Origin of the sequence: Streptomyces sp. SID3212 (assembly GCF_009865405.1) — a bacterium.
In the GTDB taxonomy this organism is placed as follows: Bacteria; Actinomycetota; Actinomycetes; order Streptomycetales; family Streptomycetaceae; genus Streptomyces.
This window is the reverse complement of the sequence record NZ_WWJY01000516.1, coordinates 1-5,908: the sequence shown is the minus strand read 5'-3', so window position 1 is coordinate 5,908 and position 5,908 is coordinate 1. Positions and strand designations below refer to the sequence as shown.

General features: G+C 70.9%; 5 protein-coding genes and 1 pseudogene. 2 read left to right on the top strand and 4 right to left on the bottom strand.

The genetic code is table 11. The annotated features are described in order from the left end of the window. On the top strand, positions 1–1,200 hold a 1,200-nt coding region (locus tag GT042_RS15600), incomplete at its 5' end, for a lysylphosphatidylglycerol synthase transmembrane domain-containing protein (protein WP_161309315.1). Positions 1,201–1,248: 48 nt separating this feature from the next. Here the strand turns inward: GT042_RS15600 and GT042_RS15595 are convergent. Further along, positions 1,249–1,692 (bottom strand): SRPBCC domain-containing protein, encoded by a 444-nt coding sequence (locus tag GT042_RS15595; RefSeq protein ID WP_161309314.1) that lies wholly within the window; start codon positions 1,690–1,692, stop codon positions 1,249–1,251. 182 nt (positions 1,693–1,874) lie between these two features. Here GT042_RS15595 and GT042_RS15590 point away from each other — a divergent pair, with 182 nt between their 5' ends. Further along, entirely contained in the window at positions 1,875–3,467 is a 1,593-nt protein-coding gene (locus GT042_RS15590) for an alpha/beta hydrolase (protein WP_161309313.1), read from the top strand. Positions 3,468–3,582: 115 nt separating this feature from the next. On the opposite strand, the gene moeZ is transcribed toward GT042_RS15590, so the two are convergent. From moeZ to GT042_RS15575, 3 genes and pseudogenes are all read right to left on the bottom strand, one after another. Then, positions 3,583–4,761 (bottom strand): adenylyltransferase/sulfurtransferase MoeZ, encoded by a 1,179-nt coding sequence (gene moeZ / locus GT042_RS15585; RefSeq protein WP_161309312.1) that lies wholly within the window; start codon positions 4,759–4,761, stop codon positions 3,583–3,585. A 70-nt stretch (positions 4,762–4,831) separates the two neighbouring features. Further along, positions 4,832–5,653 (bottom strand): spherulation-specific family 4 protein, encoded by an 822-nt coding sequence (locus tag GT042_RS15580; RefSeq protein WP_161309311.1) that lies wholly within the window; start codon positions 5,651–5,653, stop codon positions 4,832–4,834. Next, a pseudogene (locus tag GT042_RS15575) lies at positions 5,641–5,908 on the bottom strand (reductase); the annotation flags it as partial. The pseudogene GT042_RS15575 and the gene GT042_RS15580, both read right to left, overlap by 13 nt.

Here is a 5,908-nt window from a genome sequence, read left to right as displayed (position 1 = left end):
TCCGCCGACGGCGCGGCACACGCGGGGCGCACGGCAGAGGGCGCGGCACACGCGGAGCACACCGCCGAGGGCGCGGCCCGTACGGTCGCCGCCGACGGCGAGGGCCCCCGGCGGGCCGTACGGAAGTCCCTGCGGGCCGAGAAGCAGGCGGAGAAGCGCGCCATAGACGACGCGCTCGACGAGGCGCGCGAGGAGGACCTGCTGTCGCAGATCCGCCAACAGGTGCTGCTGATCAGGCCGCAGGCGCCGGTCGAGCCGGTGCGCCTCGAACGGATCAAGCCCCGGACGCTGCTCAGCTTCATCGCCGGCGCGGTCGCCGCGTACTTCCTGCTCACGCAGATCACCCAGGTCGACTTCGGCACGGTCGTCGGCGAGGCGCACTGGGGCTGGGTGGCCGCCGCGGCGGCGTTCTCGGCGCTCAGTTACGTCGCCGCCTCGATGAGCCTGCTGGGCTTCGTACCGGAACGGGTGTCGTTCAAACGGACCGTCGAGGCACAGGTCGCCGGGTCCTTCGTCAAGATCGTCGCCCCGGCGGCGGTCGGCGGGGTCGCGCTGAACACCCGCTTCCTGCAACGGTCGGGCGTCCGGCCGGGGCTCGCCGTGGCGAGTGTGGGCGCCTCGCAGCTCTTCGGGCTCGGCGCGCACATCGTGCTGCTGCTCTCGTTCGGCTATCTCACCGGTACGGAGAAGACCGCGTCGCTCACCCCGTCCAGGACGGTGATCGCGGGCCTGCTCACGGTCGCGGTGCTGGTGCTGGTCGTGACGGCGATCCCGTTCCTGCGGAAGTTCGTGGTGACCCGGCTCCGGTCGCTGTTCGCCGGGGTCGTACCACGCATGCTCGACGTGCTCCAGCAGCCGATGAAGCTGCTCACGGGCATCGGCGGGATGCTGCTGCTGACCGGCACGTTCGTGATGTGCCTGGACGCGTCGATCCGGGCGTTCGACAACGGCAACCAGCAGCTCAGCTACGCGAGCATCGCCGTGGTCTTCCTGGCCGGCAACGCGCTGGGCTCGGCGGCGCCGACGCCCGGCGGGGTGGGCGCGGTGGAGGGCGCGCTGACGCTGGGTCTGCTGGCGGTCGGCCTGCCCAAGGAGGTCGCGGCACCGGCGGTGCTGCTGTTCCGCCTGATGACGCTGTGGCTGCCGGTGCTGCCGGGCTGGGTGTCGTTCAACCACCTGACGCGCAAGGGAGCGCTCTAGGAGGTTTCCGCACCCGCCCGGCCGCTCGGCGTTCGGAAAACGGGGCGGTCAGGCCGCGGTCTTCAGGAAGGCCGTCAGGCTGTCCAGCAGCATCGTGGTGCCCTGCTCGGCCATGTCGCGCTGTTCGGCGGTGTCGCACGTCTGGGTCACCGTGATGCGCGTCCCGCCGGCGCCCTGCTCGGCGAGTTCGACGGTCATGAGCGCCTGCGCGTCCTGCCCGGGCACGTCCATGCCGACCACAAGACGCCGGTCCACCTCGACCTCGGCGTACGAGCCGGTCAACGGGACCTTCGTGCCGTCCGGGGTGACCATCGTCGACTTCCACGCCCCACCCGGCCGCACGTCCATCTCGACGGTCCCCGGCGCGGCGTAGGACCACTGCGTGTAGGAGTCCGCGGTGGTCCAGGCGTTCCACACCGCCGCCACGGGAGCCTCCAGGACACGCTCCAGCGTGTACGGGAAACCGTCGGCGGTCGTCTGTTCCTTGGTCATCTCAGGCTCCATGTCTCACTCTTGCCGGGTTGTATCAGTGCAGACCGGGGCGGGCCCCGAAACTCATCGGTCAGCGTCCGACGCGATGCTCCGTCCTGTACGGTCCGCCGTCCCGCACGGCCCGCCACCCGCTTGGCCCGCGGCCCCGGGCGCCCCGGCGGGACCCGGCGCAGGATGGATCCATGCCGACCCCCTCCGCCCGGCGCTCCGCGCCGCTCGCCGCTGTCACCGCCGCCGCCCTCCTGGCCGTCACCGGATGCTCCGGCAGCGGGGGGTCCGTCAGTGCGGGCCCCGTCAGCGGGGACGGCGGCGACCGGAACAGGCCCAAGGGCCTCGCCTCCCAGCGGCTGGACTGGACCGCGTGCAAGGCGCCCACGGCCGCGCAGGGCGGCGGTACGGCCCCCTCACCGCTCCCCGGGGGCGTGCGCTGGCAGTGCGCGTCCATGGACGTGCCGCTCGACTACGCGAAGCCGGACGGCGACACCATCGCGCTGGCCCTGATCCGCGCCGAGGCCCGCGACAAGAGCAGGCGGCTCGGCTCGCTCGTCTTCAACTTCGGCGGCCCCGGCGGCTCCGGGATCACCGCCCTGCCGTCCTTCGCGCCGGACTACGAGACCCTGCGCGGCCGGTACGACCTGGTCAGCTTCGACCCGCGCGGCGTGGGCCGGAGCGACGGCGTGGAGTGCGAGAGCGACAAGCAGCTCGACACGTACTACGCGCAGGACGCCACCCCCGACACCGCGGCGGAGGAGAAGACCTTCACGAAGAACCTCGCGGCCTACGCCTCCGCCTGCGAGAAGAACTCGGGCAAGGCGCTTCCCCACGTGGGTACGACCAGCGCCGCCCGGGACATGGAGATGATGCGCCAGGTCCTCGGCGACAAGAAGCTGAACTACTTCGGGATCTCGTACGGCACCGAACTGGGCGGCGTGTACGCCCACCAGTTCCCGAAGTCCGTCGGCAGGACGGTCTTCGACGCGGTGGTCGATCCGAGCCAGGACTCCGAACAGGGCTCGCTCGGCCAGGCGCGGGGCTTCCAGCTCGCGCTGGACAACTTCGCCAAGGACTGTGTGTCGCGCGGCGGCGCGTGCAAGCTGCCGGGGACCACCCCGAAGGAGATCGAGGCGTTCATCACCGGGCTGCTCGGGCAGCTCGACAAGAAGCCCATCGCCGGGATCGGCCCCCGGAAGCTGACCCAGACCGAGGCCACCAACGGCATCGCCCAGACCCTCTACTCGCAGGAGTTCTGGCCCCTGCTGGAACAGGGGCTCGACGAGGCGGACGCGGGCAGCGGCGCCCTGCTGCTGGCCCTGTCGGACTCGATGAACGGCCGCGACCAGCAGGGCCGGTACAGCAACCTCCAGGCGGCGAACGCGGCGATCAACTGCGTCGACTCCAAGGACCGCTACACCCTGGAGCAGACCAGGGCGAGGCTCCCGGAGTTCCGCAAGGCGTCGCCCGTCTTCGGGGACTTCCTGGGCTGGGGCATGATGTCCTGCTCGCGCTGGCCGGTGCCGGGGCAGTGGCCCCACCCGGACGTCAGCGCGCCCGGCGCCGCGCCGATCCTGGTCATCGGCAACACCGGTGACCCCGCCACGCCGTACGCGGGGGCCAGGGCGATGGTCGACGCGCTGGGCAAGGGCGTCGGCGTGGAGATCACGTACAAGGGGCAGGGCCACGGCGCGTACAACAGCGGCAACGCCTGTGTGCAGAAGGCGGTGAACGGTTTCCTGCTGAACGGGAAGGTGCCGGCGGCGGGCACGGTCTGTTCCTAGGAGGCAGCCCGGTACGACGGTGGGGCAGCCGGGTACGACGGTGGGGCGGACCGCATCCGGCCCGCCCCACAGTCCTACAGCTGACGTCCTGGGACGCGGTCTCCTACGAAGCGGCCTAGTAGACCGGCTTCTCCGGCTCGACCGTGTTGACCCAGCCGATGACCCCGCCGCCCACGTGCACCGCGTCCGAGAAGCCCGCCGCCTTGAGCACGGCCAGCACCTCGGCGCTGCGGACACCCGTCTTGCAGTGGAGGACGATCTTCTTGTCCTGCGGCAGGCCCGCCAGGGCCGTCCCCATGATGAACTCGTTCTTCGGGATCAGCTTGGCGCCGGGGATCGAGACGATCTCGTACTCGTTCGGCTCCCGTACGTCGATGACCTCGATGTTCTCGCCGTCGTCCATCCACTCCTTGAGCTGCTTGGGAGTGATGGTCGAGCCGGCCGCCGCCTCCTGGGCCTCCTCGGACACGACGCCGCAGAAGGCCTCGTAGTCGATCAGCTCGGTGACGGTCGGGTTCTCGCCGCAGACCGCGCAGTCGGGGTCCTTGCGGACCTTGACCTGGCGGTACTGCATCTCCAGGGCGTCGTAGATCATCAGCCGCCCGACGAGCGACTCGCCGACGCCCGTGAGCACCTTGATCGCCTCGGTCACCTGGATGGACCCGATGGACGCGCAGAGCACGCCCAGCACGCCGCCCTCGGCGCAGGAGGGGACCATGCCGGGGGGCGGGGGCTCCGGGTAGAGGCAGCGGTAGCACGGGCCGTGCTCGGACCAGAACACGCTGGCCTGGCCGTCGAAGCGGTAGATCGAACCCCATACGTACGGCTTGTTCAGCAGCACGCAGGCATCGTTGACGAGATAGCGGGTGGCGAAGTTGTCCGTGCCGTCCACGATCAGGTCGTACTGCGAGAAGATGTCCATCACGTTCTCGGCTTCGAGCCGCTCTTCGTGGAGGACGACCTTCACATAGGGGTTGATCCCGAGGACGGAGTCACGGGCGGACTGCGCCTTGGACCGGCCGATGTCGGCCTGGCTGTGGATGATCTGGCGCTGGAGGTTCGACTCGTCGACCTCGTCGAACTCCACGATGCCGAGCGTGCCGACACCGGCCGCCGCCAGGTACATCAGGGCCGGTGAGCCGAGGCCACCGGCCCCCACACACAGCACCTTCGCGTTCTTCAGCCGCTTCTGCCCGTCCATCCCGACGTCCGGGATGATCAGATGACGGGAGTACCTGCGGACCTCGTCGACGGTGAGCTCGGCAGCGGGCTCGACCAGGGGGGGCAGCGACACAGGGACCTCAACATGGGGTTGGTCGGTCATTCAATAAGGAATCTTCCCTGCAACACTGCCACGGCCCGGCTCATTCCGAGATACCTGGTCCGACTCGCGAGACGATTTCGTCCCAGTAGCCGGGCAACGCCGCAAAGGGGTTGTTCCCTCCCCTCTCTCCCGTCCTGTCACCCCGGTCGGTGAAGAAGACCGTGCCCGCGCCCTGCCAGCGGGCGACGCGCATCGCCTCGTCGAGATGGGTGCGCGGGACGCCGTGGACGAGATGGACGAACCGCTCCGGCGGGTGGTCGGCGGTCCACTCGGCCGCCTCTGACCAGCGGTATCTTTCCCAGGGGCCGGAGAACGTGACCAGTTGGCCGGCGATCTCGGCGTACCCGGGGTGCGGGTGGGTCCCGTGGCCCAGGACGATGTGCCCGCCGCCGGACCCACCGCCCGGCCCGTCCTCGGACCCACCGTCACCCCACCCGCCGGGGCCGCTCTCCAGCACCACCTCCAGGGTGGCGGTCGTCAGCCGTATGTCGGTCAGATCGGAGCCGGTGGACGGACACCGGTCCAGATAGAAGCCGCCGACCCGGTACCAGTCGGTGTAGTCCCGCGCCTCGGCGATGATCTCGCCGAACGACCGCTCCCCGTACGCCAGGTCGAGATGACCGAGCACCCGCACGCCCGCGTTGCCGAGGCGGCCCGCGGCCTCCAGGCAGTGCGGGTCGGGGCGGGAGCCCGGGCCGTCCGCGACGTTGAGGACGGCCCAGTGCAGGGGGGTGCCCGGGCGGGTCAGCCCGGCCCACTCGGCGGGGGCGAGCAGCGGGTGCGCGTACCCGGGGACACCGAGGCCGAGGCGGTCCGCGTGGGTGGCGGAGAGACGGCCGCCGGTGGTGGTCAGATACGGCACGCCGCCTCCATCCAGATGTCCGCGAGGGACTCCTCCAGATTGATACGGGGACGCCAGCCGAGCCGGTCGCGGGCGGTGCGTACATCCGCCTGCTGCCAGTTGCCGCAGCCGTCGGGGTACGGGGAGGGCCCGATGCCCAGGTGTTCCACGAGCGGTTCACCGCGCTGCGGGCCGAGGGCGGCGTGACCGGTGCGGACCGGGCCGCCGGGCGCGTCCAGTTCGTGCAGGGCGCCCGCGTAGCCCGCGACCCTGGCC